Consider the following 15934-nt stretch of genomic DNA (forward strand, 5'->3'; position numbering starts at 1 on the left):
GCCATGGTGGCTGAACGGACCCGGTCCCGTCCCCTGCCCGGCACCCAGCACTTCATCAGCCCCAAGCGCATCCCCGCCGACGAGGACTTCGTCGCCCTGTCCGGGTTCGGGTCACTCGTCCGGTGGCTTGCGGTGGCCGCTGCGATCGCGAGCATGTTCCTCGCGGTCTACCTCATCTTCGACGGCGCCTCCGGCATCGGTTCCGGCACCGTCCACCGCCTGTTCGATCTGGCGACGAACCCGGTCATCGGCCTGCTCATCGGCATCGTGGCCACGGCGACGATCCAGTCCTCCACCACCGTGACGGCCCTGACCGTCGCCGCCGTGGGTACCGGCAGCCTGCAGGTGGCGGTGGCGCTGCCCATCATCCTCGGGGCCAACGTGGGAACGACGCTGACCTCGCTCATCGTCTCCTTCGGATTCGTGGGCAGCCGGGCCCGTTTCCAGCGGGCGTTCTCGGCGGCGTCGCTGCCGCGGCGTTCAACGTCGTCTTCGTCGTCATCGCCTTCGGGCTGGAGATGCTCTTCCACCCGCTTCGGCGGCTGGCGGAGCTGGTGTCCTCCTCGGTGCTCGGCGACGGTCCCGCCGACACCCCCACCGGTGACATCATCCTCGAGGCGATCTCCCCGATCATCGACACGGTGGGCATCCGCGGCTGGTTGGGAGAGCTCTTGGGCCCCCGCGGCGCGTCCGTCGTCGCCATCGCCCTGGGCGCGCTGGTCATCGTCGTCGCCGTGCGGGTGATCAGCCGCCAGCTGGCCGTCCTCACCGCCGCGACCACCCGCACCCTGCTGGAACGGTCCTCCGGGGCCTCCGACGCCCTCGGCCTGCTCTCCGGTGCGCTCATCACCATGGCCGTGTCCTCGTCCTCGGTGACCGTGTCCTCCCTGCTCCCCTTCGCGGCCACGAAGTCACTGCGTTACCGGGAGGTCCTGCCCGTCATCCTCGGCGCCAACGTGGGCACCACCCTCACGGCGCTGCTCACCGCTCTGGCAGTGCCGGGATCCATGGGATCCATCGCCGTGCAGGCCGCCCTCATCCACGTGGCCTTCAACGTCATCTCCGCACTGCTCGTGCTGCTCATCCCGCCGTTGCGCACCCTCATCCTCTGGATGGGTCAGGTGTCCGGCCGGGTGGCCGCCCGCGGCTACACCCTGGCCGCCGCGGTCCTCGCCGCCAGCTACCTCGTCCTGCCGCTGGCGGTCATCCTGGGATACACCCTGGTCACCTGACTGGTCACCTAACGCAGCGGATCGAACGGGGCGATCGCCGGGTGGACCTCGCCGGTGTCCATGAGCTGGGCGAGGTACCTGCCCGTGGCCGGTCCGAGCACCACGCCCCACATGCCGTGACCACCGGCGACGTAGATGTTCTCCGCGTTGGTCTGGCCGACCAGCGGCATCCCGTCCGGGGTGACGGGGCGGGAGCCGACCCACTCGTCCTGCCGGTCATCCAGGTCGACGCCCTGCATGATGTCGCGGGCCTTGTTGACGATCGCCTCGATCCGCCGCGGGTACAGCGGCTCGTCCGGGCGGCGGAACTCCATGGTCCCGGCGATGCGGAATCGGCCCTGGTAGGGGGTGCACGCCATGCGGTGGTACGGCAGGTAGACGGAGTGCTCCGCCGGTTCCTGCGTCGCCACGGTGAAGGAGTAGCCGCGGCCGGCCTGCACGAGGGTGCGCACGCCGAATTCGCGGGCCAGGCGGGACATCCAGGCGCCGGTGGCGATGACGATCTTGTCCGCCTCGATGCGCTCACCGCTGGCCAGGATGACCGCGGGGCGGCCCGGTCCGTCGGCGCGGGCGACGTGGGCGACGTCGGCGTCGGTGCGGATGTGGCCGCCGCGCTTCTCCACCGCCTGGGCCAGGGCCTCCATGTAGGGGCCCGGCTCGATGAAGCGCTGGCCCTCGAGGCGGTAGGCGACCTTGACCTTGTCGGAGAGCATCGGGGCGAGTTCCTGCGGGTCGGCCAGGCGCTCCATCGGCGCCTCCTGGCCGTGGCGGATAGCGCCCTCGATCTCGCGGAGGAAGCCAGCGGACTGGGACTCCTCCTCGAAACCGATGACGAAGGGCCCCTGGTGGGTGACCGCGTCGACACCGCCGAGCTCCAGCTCGTCGAAGGCCTCGAGGGCCACCTTGTCGATGGGGGTGAGGTTGGCCATGGTGTCGTCCCACGCCCGCTGGGTGGCCTGCGCCATGAAGCGGGCGAGGAACATCCACAGTTTCGGGTCGAAGCGGATGGGCATGGACAGGGCGGCGTCGGGATCGAGCAGGGCGGTCGGCCCGTAGCGCCACAGGCTCGGGTCCGACAGCGGGATGGTCTTGGCGGGTGCCAGCCAGCCGGCGTTGCCCCAGGATGATCCCGCGGCCACTCCCTCCCGGTCGAAGACCTCGACGTCGAATCCTCGTTCCTGCAGGTGCCAGGCGGTGGACAGGCCCACCATTCCGGCACCGATGACGATGACCCTGCTCATGACTTCCCCTTTACGCGGTGACGACGGTGGTTGGTAATACCACCCACCCTATGACCCGGCCGGGACAAATGTGTCGTTGACGGGGGATTCCGGCCCGTTCGGGGGTCAGGCGTCGCGGCGGTGCAGGGCGACCACGCCGAGGATCCACACGACGAGCGCCCAGGCGAGGAAGTACGCGCCGGAACCGTGGGTGCTCCAGGGCACGCCCTCGATGGCGATGTCGTTGATGAACGCGTTGAGGTTCTCGAAGGGCAGGAAGCGGACGATGTCGGATCCGATCCGGGGCACGAGCCGGAAGATCTGCTCCAGCCCCATGAACCAGATGAGCATGAGGGCCACGGCGCCGGCGGTCTGCCGCAGCAGCAGTGCGATGCCCTGGGAGAGCATGACCACCGCGGCCGCGGACGCCGGGTAGCTCCACATGATGTCCTTGGCGGCGTCGTCCTCGAAGGGCCGGAACAGTTCGGCCGCCGAGTCGGGGGCGGTGAGTTTGGCCACGTAGAAGCCGACGAGGATGGCGACGAAGGTCAGCGCGGCCGCGATGGCGGCGTAGAGCAGCAGTTTGGCCAGCGCCACGGTCCACCGCCGTGGGGTGGCCAGGTAGGTGGAGGACTGCAGGTTGTAGCGGTACTCGGTGGTCACGAGCATGACCGACTGGATCATGAGCACCGGGAAGCCCAGCAGGTAGACGACGGTGGAGATGGAGGAGGCCCACAGGGTGGGGAAACCTCCTCGGCGTCGACGGTGGTGTAGCCGCTCAGCGCCGCCCAGCCGAGGCCCATGAGGATGAACAGGGCGGTGGTCCACCAGAAGGACCGGGTGGTGCGCAGTTTCGTCCACTCCGCGGCGAGCGTGTTGATGAACATCTCCTACCTCTCCTCCGTGGCCCGGTACTGCACGTCCCGGCCGGTCGAGTCCATGAACGCGTCCTCCAGGCTCGCCTGCGTCATCGACAGCTCGGTGAGGGCGAATCCGCCCTCGAACGCGAGCGTGCCGACGTCGTCGGTGGTGGCGTCGGCGACATCGAGCACCGTCCGCCCCTCCGCGTCTCGACGCTCGCGTGTCTCCAGGCCGTGCCGCCCCAGCCACGCCGCCACCTCCCCCAGGCGGGGAGCGCGCACCACCACGGTGGACGCGGAATGCTCCCGGATGAACTCCCGGGTCGTGGTGTCCGCGACCAGCCGGCCGCGGCCGATGACGACGAGCCGCTCCGCCGTCAGCGCCATCTCGGAGAGCAGGTGCGAGCTGACGAGGATCGTCCGGCCCTCCCGTGCGAGCGCCTGGAGCAGGCCACGCACCCAGCGGATGCCCTCCGGGTCGAGGCCGTTGACCGGTTCGTCGAGGATGAGGACGCCCGGATCACCGAGCAGGGCCGCAGCCAGGCCGAGGCGCTGCCCCATGCCGAGGGAGAACCCGCCGGCCTTCTTTCCCGCCACGTCCGACAGCCCGACCAGGCCGAGGACCTCGTCGACCCGGCGGAGCGGGATGCCGTTGGACTGCGCCAGCCACCGCAGGTGGTTGGCGGCCGACCGGTTCGGGTGGACGGCCTTCGCGTCGAGGAGGGCACCCACCTCGACGAGGGGGCGTGCGAGGTCGCGGTAGAGGCGACCGTCGATAAGCGCGGTGCCTGCGGTGGGGGTGTCCAGCCCGACGATCATGCGCATCGTGGTGGATTTGCCGGCCCCGTTGGGGCCGAGGAAGCCGGTGACCGTCCCCGGTTGCACCTCGAAGGTGAGATCGTCGACGGCCTGGACCTGACCATACTGCTTGGTCAGCCCTTGAATCTGAATCATGACTCCAGCCTGCCACACGGCTCAGGGAGACAACCTGGCAACTTCCTGTCTAAGTCCCGTCAGTGATGACGCGAACGCCGGCATGAGCGGAAGCTCCTCCAGATCCGCGAGTCGCACCCACCGCAGCTCCAGCGACTCCTCGTTGGCGTGCGTGCGCAGCGGCTCACCCGTCGCCGTCCGCGCGATGACCGTGGTGTACGTCCAGTCCCCCGCCAACTCCGGGCGCGCCGGATCCGCCGGAAACGGCCCCGCCGTCACCTCCGCGTGGAGGATCTCCACCAGATCGGGGTCAATCAAACACTCCTCCACCGCCTCCCGCAACGCGGCCTCGGTCGGCGACTCATGCGAGTCCCGCGCCCCACCCGGCAGCGCCCACGTCCCACCCGCATTCGTCCACTGCGCCCGGTGCTGCATGAGAACCTGCACGTCAGCGCCGGTCCCGGCGAGCAACATGAGGCCCGCCGCCCCGAAGCGACCCCACACGCGCCCGTCCCCCGGGCCCGCGGCCCAACCGTTTCCGTCACCGTTCATGACCTCGACCCTAGCGCCTGTCACGGACTCCCACGCGGGTCCCGACCGACACCCCCGCGCGGGCATGGCATAGGGCACACCCAGGGGGTTATCATGAAGTAATGACCGGCGCGAAGGACTCCTCAGAGCCTGCGCATTCACCACCTGCAGGCGCAGCGCGGGGCCCCCTCCGCAGGCCCCTCTGTGGGCGCGTCCACGGGCTCTGGTCCGCTCCGCTACCGCCGCACCCGCCTGCGCGGCCCCGCCGTAGCCCGCGGCTCCCGGGGTTCCCGGGGCACTGCCCTCGTCGAGGACGACGGCGCCGACGTCCCCGAGGACACCCAGGACCACTGGCTCGACCAGGTCACCTCCGAGAGCGACCACGACCACCGCACCATGTCGCGCCGCATGCGCGGCACCTTCGCCCTCCCCGTCCTCTGGCTCCGTCGCGTCTTCTCCTACCTCATCACCACCCCCGGCCGGCTGGTGGCCATCACCGTCATCCTCTCCATGGCCATCTTCGCCGCCGGCTACTCCATGTCGCAGTCCTCCGCCGACCGGCAGTCCGAACTCGACGTCCTGCTCACCACCACCGAACCGATGAGCTACTCGGCGCACAACCTCTACACCTCCCTCTCCTTGGCCGACACCATCGCCACCACGGGCTTCGTCCAGGGTGGTGTCGAATCCGCCGGCACCCGCGCCCGCTACCACGCCGCCATCGACCGGGCGATGATGTCCGCCACCGAGTCCTCCGCCAGCGTCGGCTTCGATGACCGCCCCTCCCTCCTGCTCATCGCCGACATCGAACGCCAGATCCCCATCTACACCGGCCTCATCGAGACCGCCCGCACCAACAACCGGGTGGGCAACCCCGTCGGCGTGGCCTACATGGCCGAGGCGTCCTCCCTCATGCGCGAGGAGATCCTCCCCGCCGCCTCCCAGCTCTTCGAACGCACCAGCAGCAAGGTCCGCGAACAGCAACGCCAGCTCACCCGCCCCCAGTGGGTCCCCCTGTCCGGCCTGTTCGCCGCCGTGCTCTTCCTCCTCATCGCCCAGTGGGCCCTGTGGCGGATGACCCGCCGCCGCCTGAACAAGGGCTTCCTCGTGGCCACCACCCTCATGGTCACCGCCATCCTGTGGGTCGGCGCCTCCAACTTCACCGCCTGGCAGGCCGGCACCCGCGGCTTCGAGGAAGCGTCCATGCCCTGGGACTCGCTGACCGCCTCCCGCATCCAGGCCCAGCAGGCCCGCACCTCCGAGACCCTCGCCCTGGTCCGCCGCCAGTCCGTCGACGACTCCACCGCCTTCTTCGAGTCCACCACCCGCGGGGTGACCATCGCCCTCAACGACTTCGAGAACTCCGAGGGCCACCGCCCCCTCGGCGACGGCGGCCACAACCAGGTCCTCATCGACGAGGCCCGCACCGCCCTGCAGGAATGGGAGTCCGCCCACCAACGATTCACCACCGCCATGCTCAGCGGCGACTACACCGAGGCCGTCCGCCTCGCCACCACGACGACCGCCGCGCCCGGCCAACCCCCCACCTCCGCCGGCTCCTACGCGCGTCTCGACGGCGCCCTCTCCCGCCTCATCGCCGACGCCCGTTCCTCCATGCGCGCCTACATCAACGACGGCCTCGCCGCGACCCAGCTCGTCGCCGCCGGCGTCATGGTCCTGTCCATCCTCGCCATCATCGCCGTGTGGATCGGCATGCGCCCCCGCCTGCAGGAGTACCTGTGATGCGCCGCCGGACGGTGGGACTGGTGACGGCGTGCGCCCTCGCGTTGAGCAGCTGCGGCACCCCCGACTTCAGCTTCGGCACCGACGCCCCCACCCCCTGCCCGACCGGCCCGCCGCCCACGTCTACGGCCCGCCCCTGCCCGCCGGCTCCACCGTCGAGGACCCCGGCCAGTACGAACCCCGTGAGATCGACACCGACAACCTGCTCGGCTCCTTCCGCCCCGACGACGCCACCCCCGAGGAACGGATCCCCGCCATCGTCGAACGCGGCCGCCTCGTCGTCGGCGTCGACCAGTCCCAGAACCTGCTGTCCTACCGCGACTCCGTCACCGGCGACCTCCGTGGCTTCGAGATCGACCTCGCCCGCGAGATCGCCCGGGACATCTTCGGTGACCCCGACCGCGTCGACTTCCGCTTCGTCGAATCCGCCTCCCGCGTCTCCGCCCTGGACAACCGCGAAGTAGACATGGTCATCCGCACCATGACCGTCACCCGCACCCGCCAGGAAGACGTCCAGTTCAGCACCCCCTACCTGGCCACCGACTCCCGCCTGCTGGTCATGTACAACTCCGCCATCGACGGCGTCGACGACCTCCCCGGCCGCACCGTCTGCGTCACCGACGGCTCCACCGCCCTGGAGAAGGCCCGCAAGCACGCCCCCCAGTCACGCATCCTCAAGACCCGCAGCTGGGCCGACTGCCTCCTGGCCCTCCAGCAGCACCACGCCGACGCCATCCTCTCCGACGACACCATCCTCTCCGGCATCAACGCCCAGGACCCCTACACCGAGATCGTCGGTGAATCCCTCGCCTCCGAGCCCTACGCCGTCGCCATGCCCCACCCCGACTCCCACGACGACTCCATCGGACTGACCCGCCAGGTCAACTCCACCATCGAACGCCTCCGCCGCGACGGCACCTGGTGGCGCATGTACAACAACTGGTTCGCCCCCTACCTCGCCACCAGCGGCCCACCACCGCTGGTCTACCGGGAGGAAGAACCGGAACCGACGGACAGCCCGGACAACCCCTCGGAGACTGCGGAGGAGGAGCAATGACACCCAGGAACACCCCCGGCAACCCGGTGGATGAGCCGGTCGACGACCCGTTGCTCGACCATCCTGACCTGCCCGGCTCCGTCCGCAACCCCGGGGCCGACAAGACCCGCGCGGCGGACCTGAATGAGGACAGGGATGCGGACACCGAGGGCGCCGCCGAGAGTGTTCCCGAGGGGGGCGCCGAGGACGCCCCCGCCGGCACCCAGGCCGTCCACTTCGACCCCTTCGCCGACGACGATGACGACGAGGACGAGATCGGCCGGGACGACCCTTCCGACGACATCGCCGCCCTCCTCGCCGACCTCAACACCCTCCGCGACCAGCAGGACAACCGCACCGAACCCGCGACGGAAGCCGCCACCGGGCCGGCCGGACCACCCCGACTCGACGGCGAGACCGAACCCACCGCCGCCACCAGACGCGACGACACCTCCGCCCGCGCCCGCCAGCTCGCCCTGTCCACCTTCCGCAAACGGCGCGCCGCCGAACGCATCGGCCGCACGGTCGCCGACGGCATGGTCAACCTCCCCTTCCTCATCCCCGAGGACCCACGCACCGCCCTGCGCGACCCCACCGAGGCGATCGGGGAGAAGGGGATCCCCGCCCCCCAGCTCAACCCCGGCGACGTGGTCGCCGGCCAGTACGAGATTCTCGGCGTCATCGCCCACGGCGGCATGGGCTGGATCTACCTGGCCAACGACCACTTCGTCTCCGGCCGTGTCGTCGTGCTCAAGGGCATGCAGTCCGCGAAGTCCGCCGACGAGCACGGCGCCGCCGTCGCCGAGCGGGAGTTCCTCGCCGACATCACCCACCCCGGCATCGTCAAGATCTTCAACTTCATCGACGACCCCCGCGTCCCCGGTGGCTTCATCGTCATGGAGTACGTCGGCGGCCCCTCCCTGCGCACCCGCCGCAACGCCCACCCCGACCAGGTCCTGCCCATCGACCTGGCCATCGCCTACATCCTCGAGGTCCTCCCCGCCCTCGACTACCTCCACTCCCGCGGGGTGGTCTACAACGACCTCAAACCCGACAACGTCATCGTCACCGAGGACCAGGTCAAACTCATCGACCTCGGCGCCGTCTCCGGCATCGGCGCCTACGGCTTCATCTACGGCACCCGCGGATTCCAGGCCCCCGAGGTCGCCTCCGAAGGCCCCAGCGTGGCCAGCGACATCTACACCGTCGGCCGCACCCTCGCCGCCCTCACCGTCCACCTGCCCAAGGTCGACGACATCTACGCCCCCGGCCTGCCCAGCCCCACCGAGGAACCCACCTTCCGCCGCTACCTCAGCTACTACCGGCTCCTCCTCCGCGCCACCCACCCCGACCCGGCGCGCCGATTCGCCTCCGTCCAGGAACTGTCCACCCAGCTCTACGGTGTCCTCCGCGAGGTCATCGCCGTCCGGGACAACCTGCAGTACCCCTCCCAGCACTCCCTGTTCTCCCCACAACGAACCACCTTCGGCACCAAGCACCTGGTGTTCCGCACCGACCAGCTCATCGACGGCATCGACCGCACCGTCCGCATCACCGCCCCCGAAGTCGTCTCCGCTCTGCCCGCACCCCTCATCGACCGCTCCGACGTCGGCGCCGCCATGCTCTCCGGCTCCTCCTACACCGAACCCCAGGAAGCCCTGGAGACCCTCCGCCAGGCGATGAAGACCCCCGAATACGAGCAGTCCGCCGAAATCCCCCTCGGCGTCGTCCGCGCCATGCTCGACCTCGGCTTCACCGGCCAGGCCCGCACCTGGCTCAGCTCCCTCGAGGGCAGACTCGGCCACGACTGGCGTTTCCAGTGGTACTCCGGCGTGACCGCCCTGCTTCTCGACGACTACACCGGCGCCCAACGCCACTTCGCCGAGGTCCTGGGCACCCTCCCCGGAGAGCCCGCCCCCAAACTCGCGCTCGCCGCCGTCAACGAGCTCATCCTCCAGCAGCTCGGCTTCCACCACACCCAGCTCATCCCCGAGAAAACCGCCCGTGCCGCCTCCCACCTCGGCACCGGACTGGACACCATCGACGCCGAGTACTTCGAGGGCATGTCCACCACCTGGTCCTACATCACCCAGGAACCCCACTTCCTCCGCTTCGACTCGCTGCGCCTCTACGGCCTCGTCTGGGCCACCAACGCCACCACCGTCTCCTCCGCCTTCGGTCTCGCCCGCCAACTCATGGCCGAGAACCAGATCGAGATGGCCGTCGCCGCACTGGACAAGGTCCCCCAGGCCTCCCGTCACCACCGGATGGCGAAGCTGACCACCATTCTCCAGCTCATCTCCGGCACCCTCACCGAGTCCCGCATCCGCCGTGCCGCCCGCCGCCTCGAGGAGATCCCCACCAACGAGCCCCGGTTTCTGCAGATCAAGATCGCCGTCATGTCCGCGGGCCTCAACTTCCTCCGGGACGCCGGAGTCGAATCCTCCGCCTCCCCCAACGACCTGTTCGAGTACCACTTCACCCAGCGTGGCCTCCGGGCCGGTCTCGCCGAGACGCTGCGCCTGCAGGCCCGTCAGGCGCCCTTCGCCAAGCACCGTTACGCCCTGGTGGACATGGCGAATCAGGTGCGGCCGGTGACCTGGTTCTAGGCCGAACCCCCGGAAGTCACGCGGATTCGACAACGACGGGCACGTTTGCCCAGGTCGTGGCCGGAGACCGGTGACATCCGCGTGAATTCTCGGGAGCCTTGACGGCTCCGACAGGTACGACGGCGCTCACCGGGATACGGTGAACCCATGAGTGGAGCCGGGGGGCCTCTCGTCGACATCGTCACGCTGTCGGACGGGGAGCAGCGGAAGTTTCGACAGGGCGGGAATGCGGTCAGGTTGGCCCGGGGGATCTACATTCCCACGGACACCTGGCGGACGCTCGATCGCCGGTCCCGGGCCGTCGCCCGGATCGTGGCGGCCGGCCGCACCGCGCCGACGCTCATGGTCGCCGGGAAATCCGCGGCGGTCATCCACGGCATGCCGCTGCCCGGGTACGACGACACCCACGATATCGAGCTGGCGGGATGCGGCGCCACCAGCGGACGACGCAGCACCCGCGGATTCCGGTACCGGAACATTCCACCCGCCCACCAGCTGCTGGTGGAGACGGTGTCCACCCGCTTCGGCCCCGTCCACGTGTCCCCACCGTCGATGGCCGGCCTCGACGTGGCGAGATGGCACGACCTCGCCGCCGGTGTCCGCTGCCTCGACCACGCGCTGGCCACGGGCCTCACCACCCGGGAGGACATCGAGCGGGTTATCCAGGTGGGGAACAGGGTCACCGGGGTCGGCACCATGCGGGAGGCCGGGCGGCTCGCGACCCCGTGGTCCCAGAGTCCCCGCGAATCAGACCTCAAGGTCGCGCTCTGGAGAGCGGGACTTCCGCCACCGCAGCAGCAGGTCATGCTCTTCGACGCAGACGGGGTGTTCCTGGCCCGCCTCGACTTCTTCTGGCCGGAGATCGGGTTCGGGGTGGAGTACGACGGCCAGGGGAAGTTCACCGGGGAGTTCGGGGTCCCGGTGGAGGTGTCGGCCCGGCAGGACATGGAACGCCAGCACCGCATCGTCAACCTCGGGGTGCTCCTGTTCCGGGTGGACCGGAGCACCTACCTGGACGGTTCGGCCGTGGCCGGGATCGTCGGGATGCACGGCCGGGTGGCGGAGCGGGGCATCCCGCTGGCACCGGCGTTCTGGCGTGGCGGCGGTCTCGCCTGGACGCCCTGAAGTCACGCGGATTCCCCAGGGGCGGTCGCGTTTTCCCAGGTCGCGTCGGAGTACCGGGGGAATCCGCGTGACAACCGGGCACCTCGGCACCAACGGCAACGACGCCGCCCCTCCTGCGGGAGGGGCGGCGTCGATAAGCGGGGGTTACGCCTTCGCCAGCTCGGTGGCCTTCTGGGCGATGGCCAGCTCCTCGTTGGTGGGGACGACGAAGACCTTGATGGCGGAGTCGTCGGTGGAGATCTGGCGCGGACCGTCGTTGGGCAGGTCGTTGCGCTCGGGGTCGATCTGGATGCCGTACATCTCCAGGCCGGCCAGGGCGTCCTCGCGGACGAACTTGGCGTTCTCACCGACGCCGGCGGTGAAGGTGATCGCGTCGACGCGGCCGAGGGCGATCATGTACGAACCGATGTAGCGGCGCAGCTGGTGGATGTAGATGTTGTAGGCGGACCAGGCGTCGGTGTCGCCGTTGTCGATCATCTCGCGCAGCGCACGGAAGTCGTTGACACCGGACAGACCCTTGATGCCCGAACTGCGGTTGAGCAGGGTGTCGATCTCGTCGATGCTCAGACCCGCGGTGCGGTAGAGGTGGAAGATGATGCCCGGATCGATGTCACCGGAGCGGGTACCCATGACCAGGCCCGCGAGCGGGGTCATGCCCATGGACGTGTCGATCGCGTGGCCACCCTGGACGGCGGAGCAGGACGCGCCGTTGCCCAGGTGGAGGACGATCTGGTTGACGTCGGCCGGGTCCTTGCCCACCAGCGCCGGGACCTGCTGCGAGATGAACTCGTGGGAGGTGCCGTGGAAACCGTAGCGACGGACACCGTGCTCGCCGGCGACCTCGGCGTTGATGGCGTAGAGGGCGGCGGCCGGGGGCATGTCGGCGAAGAATCCGGTGTCGAAGACCGCGACGTGCGGGATGTCCGGGAGGATCTGGCGGGCGACCTCGATGCCGTCGACGTTGGCCGGGTTGTGCAGCGGGGCCAGCGGGATGAGGTCCCGGATCATCTCGACGACCTGGTCGTTGATGATCTCCGGCCGGGAGAACACCTTGCCGCCGTGGACGACGCGGTGGCCGACGGCGGAGATGTCCACGTCCTTCGGGCCGACGCCGTGCTCGGCCATCATGGCGAACGCCATCTCCAGGCCGGCGGAGTGGTCCGGGATCGGCAGCGTGGAGGTGACCTTCTCGCCGCGGATCTTGATGACGATGTTGCCCTCCGGCTCACCGATCTGCTCGACGAGGCCGGAGACCAGCGGCTCCGCGTTGGCGTCGAGCGAGGGGTCCAGCAGCTGGAACTTGATCGACGACGATCCGGAGTTGAGAACGAGTGCGTAGGTCATTTACTTTCCTCCGGCCTGGATGGCGGTGATGGCGACGGTGTTGACGATGTCGGGGACGGTGGCGCCACGGGACAGGTCGTTGACGGGCTTGTTCAGGCCCTGCAGGATCGGGCCGACGGCGAGGGCGCCACCGGTGCGCTGGGCGGTCTTGTAGCCGATGTTGCCGGCCTCGAGGTCCGGGAAGACGAAGACGTTGGCGTGGCCGGCGACGTCGGAGTCGGGCATCTTCTTCTTGGCCACGCCCGGGTCGACGGCGGCGTCGAACTGCAGCGGGCCGTCCACCTTGAGGGAGGGGTCGATGCGCTTGGCGTGGCCGAGGGCGTCGACGGCGCGGTCGACGTCCGGGCCGGAGCCGGAGACACCCGTGGAGTAGGACAGCATGGCCACCCGCGGGTCGATGCCGAACTGGGCGGCGGTCTTCGCGGAGACCACGGCGATCTCACCGAGCTGCTCGGCGGTCGGGTTCGGGTTGACCGCACAGTCACCGAACGCCCAGAGGCGGCCGCGCAGGACCATGAGGAAGATCGAGGACACCACCGACGCATCCGGGGTGGTCTTGATGATCTGGAAGGACGGCTTGATGGTGTGGGCGGTGGTGTGGGCGGCGCCGGAGACCATGCCGTCGGCCAGGCCCTTGTGCACCATCATCGTGCCGAAGTAGGAGATGTCCTGCATCGTCTCGCGGGCCTCCTCGAGGGAGACGCCCTTCTTCTTGCGCAGCTCGACGAAGTCCTCGGCGAACTCCTCTGCCAGCGGGGAGGTGTGGTGGTTGATGATGTGGGCCTTGGACAGGTCCACGCCCAGCTCACCGGCGCGGTTCCGGATGTCCTCCTTGTCGCCGAGGATGGTGATCTCGACGATGTCGCGCTCGAGGAGCTGACCGGCGGCGAGCAGGATGCGGTCATCGTCGCCCTCGGGGAGGACGATGTGTGCCTTGGCGTCCTTGGCGCGGGCGAGCAGCCAGTTCTCGAACACCGGCGGGGACATGACCGGTGCGACGTCCGCCTTGTTCAGCGCGTCCCGCAGCTTGACCACGTCGCGCAGTCCGTCCTCGGTGACCGCCGCGGCGATGACCGCGTCCAGCTCCTGGGCGTGGCGCTCGGCGAGCTGGACGTGGCGGCCCTGGGCGTCGGCGAGGAGGATGACGGGGACGCCGAGGGCGGCGGCGATCTCCGAGTCGAAGTGCAGGTTGCCGGTGCCGACGATCAGGGCGGGACCGTCATCCAGCAGGCCGGCGGCGACGATGGAACCGACCCGGGGGTCGTGGTCGTCGAGGCGCTGGACGGTGAGTCCGAGAGAGGCTGCCAGGCCCTCGATGTCGACGCCGTCGAAGTTCCGGTTGACGACACTGAGCAGTGCTGATCGTGGGTCAGACATGCGTTACCTTTCTGTCGCGAATGCGGTGCAGGCACGTGGTTGCTCAGGGTGAGGGAGCGTCACGGGACACCGGTCATGTGGGATCGGTCGCCATTCTATAACCAATGTCGCCTCCGCCACACTGGTAGCGGCGGAAATTTTCAGACTTAACAAGGCATAACCGGACTCTCCGCACCCGCACGCCTCGCCAGCGTAGCCCGGACCGCCACACCCCGCCGGGCCGGAACCAGTCATCCACACACGTCAACAGCAGTGACGGGCACCACATCGCCGTCCGGATCGGAGGTGTGGGATTCATGCCGATCCCCCGCCCGTCGACCTCCCCAGGGGGCCGAGATCACACGTCACAGACCTGCAAATGCCCGCGAATCCACCCGTCCAGGTATCCCCCGCCCCATCCCCCCGTCGCATTGTTGGCACCGTCCCCGATGTCCCCCGCCGGCGACCCCGGTCAGTACTATGGAGCGGAGGAAAACTCTGGAGAACACTCCCCCACCGTTATCGAAGGATGTCGTCTGATCATGTCCCGCCCCCTGCGTGTCGCCGTCGTCGGCGCCGGCCCCGCCGGCATCTACGCCTCGGATCTGCTCGTGAAGTCCGGTCAGGACGTGGCCATCGATCTCTTCGAGCGGATGCCCGCCCCCTTCGGCCTCATCCGCTACGGCGTCGCGCCGGATCATCCGCGCATCAAGGGCATCGTCAAGTCGCTGCACGCGGTGCTGGACAAGCCCGAGATCCGGCTGCTGGGCAACATCGAGATCGGCAAGGACATCACTGTCGACGAGCTGAGCGAGTTCTACGACGCGATCATCTTCTCCACCGGCGCGACCGGTGACAAGGAGCTGCGCATCCAGGGCTCGGACCTGCAGGGCTCCCACGGCGCCGGCGAGTTCGTCGGTTTCTACGACGGCAACCCCGACTTCTCCCGTACCTGGGACCTCACGGCGGAGAAGGTCGCGGTCATCGGCGTGGGCAACGTCGCCCTGGACGTCGCCCGCATCCTGGCGAAGACGGCCGACGAGCTCAAGGTAACGGAGATCCCGGACAACGTCTACGAGAACCTCGGCCGGTCCGCGGTCAAGGAGGTCCACGTCTTCGGCCGCCGCGGCCCCGCCCAGGCGAAGTTCACCCCCTTGGAACTCAAGGAACTGGACCACTCGGAGAACGTCGAGGTCATCGTCGACCCGGAGGACATCGACTATGACGAGGCCTCGGAGCAGGCCCGCCGTGACTCCAAGTCGGTGGACCTGGTGTGCCAGACGCTGGAGAACTACGCCATCCGGGAGCCGAAGGGCGCCCAGCACAAGCTGTTCCTCCACTTCTTCGAGTCCCCGGTGGAGATCCTCGGCGAGGACGGCAGGGTCGTCGGCCTGAAGACGGAGCGGACCGAGCTCGACGGCACCGGCAACGTCCGGGGCACCGGTAAGTTCACCACCTGGGACGCCCAGGCCGTCTACCGCGCGGTCGGTTACCGCTCCGAGGCCGTCGAAGGCGTGCCTTTCGATGCCGAGCGCGCCGTCATCCCCAACGACGGCGGCCGGGTCCTCGACCCCTCCACCGAGGCACCGGTCCAAGGGCTGTACGCCACCGGCTGGATCAAGCGCGGCCCCGTCGGCCTGATCGGCAACACCAAGTCCGACGCGAAGGACACGACGACCATGCTGCTCGAGGACTTCAACACGGGCCGCCTGAGTGCCCCGTCGAAGCCTGAGCCCCAGGCCGTCCTGGAGCTTCTCGACGCCCGCGGGATCCCCGTCACCACCTGGGAAGGCTGGCGCAACCTCGACGCCGCCGAGCGTTCACTCGGCGAGGCGGAGGGCAGGGAGCGCAAGAAGATCGTCGAGTGGGACGAGATGGTCGTCTCCTCGCACCCCGAGTACGAGATCTAGCGGCACGACGACGCCGGGCCGGGGACTTCTTTCAT

The 15934-nt window shown here is 69.2% G+C and carries 14 protein-coding genes; 7 read left to right on the forward strand and 7 right to left on the reverse strand.

The window, feature by feature from the left end; all coding sequences use genetic code 11:
* Nucleotides 1–3 precede the first annotated feature (3 nt).
* Nucleotides 4–744, forward strand: coding sequence for a hypothetical protein (locus QP029_RS02490; RefSeq protein ID WP_284875298.1), 741 nt, complete (start codon nucleotides 4–6; stop codon nucleotides 742–744).
* The gene (locus QP029_RS02495) at nucleotides 672–1232 is read left to right on the forward strand and encodes a Na/Pi symporter (RefSeq protein ID WP_284875299.1); all 561 of its coding nucleotides are present in this window, start codon (nucleotides 672–674) and stop codon (nucleotides 1230–1232) included. The genes QP029_RS02490 and QP029_RS02495 overlap by 73 nt, the downstream gene beginning before the upstream one ends.
* 8 nt (nucleotides 1233–1240) lie before the next feature.
* On the opposite strand, the gene QP029_RS02500 is transcribed toward QP029_RS02495, so the two are convergent.
* From QP029_RS02500 to QP029_RS02520, 5 genes are all read right to left on the reverse strand, one after another.
* A complete protein-coding gene (locus QP029_RS02500; protein WP_284875300.1) occupies nucleotides 1241–2473 on the reverse strand; it encodes an NAD(P)/FAD-dependent oxidoreductase in 1233 nt (410 codons plus the stop codon).
* 105 nt (nucleotides 2474–2578) lie between these two features.
* Nucleotides 2579–3136, reverse strand: coding sequence for a multidrug ABC transporter permease (locus tag QP029_RS02505; protein WP_284875301.1), 558 nt, complete (start codon nucleotides 3134–3136; stop codon nucleotides 2579–2581).
* Complete coding sequence (locus tag QP029_RS02510) at nucleotides 3133–3339, reverse strand: hypothetical protein (RefSeq protein ID WP_284875302.1); 207 nt, start codon at nucleotides 3337–3339, stop codon at nucleotides 3133–3135. The genes QP029_RS02505 and QP029_RS02510 overlap by 4 nt, the downstream gene beginning before the upstream one ends.
* Before the next feature lie 3 nt (nucleotides 3340–3342).
* Nucleotides 3343–4266, reverse strand: a complete 924-nt coding sequence (locus tag QP029_RS02515) for an ATP-binding cassette domain-containing protein (protein WP_284875303.1) — start codon at nucleotides 4264–4266, stop codon at nucleotides 3343–3345.
* A gap of 21 nt (nucleotides 4267–4287) precedes the next feature.
* Nucleotides 4288–4797, reverse strand: coding sequence for an NUDIX domain-containing protein (locus tag QP029_RS02520; protein ID WP_284875304.1), 510 nt, complete (start codon nucleotides 4795–4797; stop codon nucleotides 4288–4290).
* A 183-nt stretch (nucleotides 4798–4980) separates the two neighbouring features.
* On the opposite strand from QP029_RS02520, the gene QP029_RS02525 reads away from it, so the two are divergent.
* From QP029_RS02525 to QP029_RS02540, 4 genes are all read left to right on the forward strand, one after another.
* Complete coding sequence (locus QP029_RS02525) at nucleotides 4981–6519, forward strand: GlnX family signal transduction membrane protein (RefSeq protein WP_284875305.1); 1539 nt, start codon at nucleotides 4981–4983, stop codon at nucleotides 6517–6519.
* Nucleotides 6520–6550: 31 nt separating this feature from the next.
* A complete protein-coding gene (locus tag QP029_RS02530; protein ID WP_284875306.1) occupies nucleotides 6551–7576 on the forward strand; it encodes a glutamate ABC transporter substrate-binding protein in 1026 nt (341 codons plus the stop codon).
* Nucleotides 7573–10164, forward strand: coding sequence for a serine/threonine protein kinase (locus QP029_RS02535; RefSeq protein WP_284875307.1), 2592 nt, complete (start codon nucleotides 7573–7575; stop codon nucleotides 10162–10164). The genes QP029_RS02530 and QP029_RS02535 overlap by 4 nt, the downstream gene beginning before the upstream one ends.
* A gap of 147 nt (nucleotides 10165–10311) precedes the next feature.
* A complete protein-coding gene (locus QP029_RS02540) occupies nucleotides 10312–11289 on the forward strand; it encodes a hypothetical protein (RefSeq protein ID WP_284875308.1) in 978 nt (325 codons plus the stop codon).
* 144 nt (nucleotides 11290–11433) lie between these two features.
* Here QP029_RS02540 and QP029_RS02545 read toward each other — a convergent pair whose 3' ends face one another.
* Both QP029_RS02545 and pta read right to left on the reverse strand, forming a co-directional pair.
* On the reverse strand, nucleotides 11434–12633 hold the full coding sequence (locus QP029_RS02545) for an acetate kinase (RefSeq protein WP_284875309.1): 1200 nt from the start codon (nucleotides 12631–12633) through the stop codon (nucleotides 11434–11436).
* Nucleotides 12634–14010, reverse strand: coding sequence for a phosphate acetyltransferase (pta, locus tag QP029_RS02550; RefSeq protein WP_284875310.1), 1377 nt, complete (start codon nucleotides 14008–14010; stop codon nucleotides 12634–12636).
* A gap of 521 nt (nucleotides 14011–14531) precedes the next feature.
* Between pta and QP029_RS02555 the strand changes: the two genes are divergently transcribed.
* The gene (locus QP029_RS02555; RefSeq protein WP_284875311.1) at nucleotides 14532–15899 is read left to right on the forward strand and encodes an FAD-dependent oxidoreductase; all 1368 of its coding nucleotides are present in this window, start codon (nucleotides 14532–14534) and stop codon (nucleotides 15897–15899) included.
* The last annotated feature ends 35 nt before the right edge of the window (nucleotides 15900–15934 follow it).

The organism is Corynebacterium suedekumii, assembly GCF_030252185.1.
Lineage (GTDB): Bacteria > Actinomycetota > Actinomycetes > Mycobacteriales > Mycobacteriaceae > Corynebacterium > Corynebacterium suedekumii.

What these genes read in the sequence shown, in the direction of transcription:
- QP029_RS02490 (WP_284875298.1), top strand. Translation starts at nt 4, where the DNA reads ATGGTGGCTGAACGGACCCGGTCCCGTCCCCTGCCCGGCACCCAGCAC.
- QP029_RS02500 (WP_284875300.1), bottom strand. Translation starts at nt 2,473, where the DNA reads ATGAGCAGGGTCATCGTCATCGGTGCCGGAATGGTGGGCCTGTCCACC.
- QP029_RS02505 (WP_284875301.1), bottom strand. Translation starts at nt 3,136, where the DNA reads ATGATCCAGTCGGTCATGCTCGTGACCACCGAGTACCGCTACAACCTG.
- QP029_RS02510 (WP_284875302.1), bottom strand. Translation starts at nt 3,339, where the DNA reads ATGTTCATCAACACGCTCGCCGCGGAGTGGACGAAACTGCGCACCACC.
- QP029_RS02515 (WP_284875303.1), bottom strand. Translation starts at nt 4,266, where the DNA reads ATGATTCAGATTCAAGGGCTGACCAAGCAGTATGGTCAGGTCCAGGCC.
- QP029_RS02520 (WP_284875304.1), bottom strand. Translation starts at nt 4,797, where the DNA reads ATGAACGGTGACGGAAACGGTTGGGCCGCGGGCCCGGGGGACGGGCGC.
- QP029_RS02535 (WP_284875307.1), top strand. Translation starts at nt 7,573, where the DNA reads ATGACACCCAGGAACACCCCCGGCAACCCGGTGGATGAGCCGGTCGAC.
- QP029_RS02540 (WP_284875308.1), top strand. Translation starts at nt 10,312, where the DNA reads ATGAGTGGAGCCGGGGGGCCTCTCGTCGACATCGTCACGCTGTCGGAC.
- QP029_RS02545 (WP_284875309.1), bottom strand. Translation starts at nt 12,633, where the DNA reads ATGACCTACGCACTCGTTCTCAACTCCGGATCGTCGTCGATCAAGTTC.
- pta (WP_284875310.1), bottom strand. Translation starts at nt 14,010, where the DNA reads ATGTCTGACCCACGATCAGCACTGCTCAGTGTCGTCAACCGGAACTTC.
- QP029_RS02555 (WP_284875311.1), top strand. Translation starts at nt 14,532, where the DNA reads ATGTCCCGCCCCCTGCGTGTCGCCGTCGTCGGCGCCGGCCCCGCCGGC.